The sequence below is a fragment of the Vibrio sp. 2134-1 genome, assembly GCF_033339495.1.
Window position 1 is genome coordinate 1 of the sequence record NZ_JAWOUS010000919.1, and the last position, 527, is coordinate 527.

The 527-nt window shown below is 42.1% G+C and carries 1 pseudogene; it reads right to left on the reverse strand.

The features are described from left to right. Window positions 1–170 precede the first annotated feature (170 nt). A pseudogene (locus tag R7R78_RS29260) lies at window positions 171–527 on the reverse strand (DNA mismatch repair protein MutT); the annotation flags it as partial.

Here is a 527-nt window from a genome sequence, read left to right on the forward strand (position 1 = left end):
CAGATTACATCACTGAAAGTAACGACGACCACGGCGTAGCGAAAGCAATTGAGAAATTTGTTCTTAACGCTTAGCTCTCGCTTTATAAAAGTAGCTTTACAGAATTAAGCACCTAAAACACAAAAAGCCTCGCGAATTGCGAGGCTTTTTACTTGATACCGAAGTACTTATTATTCTGACAGATTGAGCTCTTCTTGGTACTGATTTTGATGAGTCAATCTTCTTGCCATAAAGATGAACAACAGCATCAATATCGGATAGTGGAACGTCATAAACACCAATGACCAAAAACCGCTGGAAGAGACGCTCGTCGCAGCAAACAAATACACCTGCTGAGTCAATATCAACGCCAAAGTGACAAAAATCATCTGCTTACTGTTTAATCTCACCTGAGACTCCTTAAACGTAAGCACGAGTGCAGAAGCCGTGATCAACATCGCTAACCAGTTGCCAAACACAGGTAACGGCCAAATCACCGAAATAACGGCAGTCACTGCAGTCAACGTAAACCACACTCCTTTTGAGCT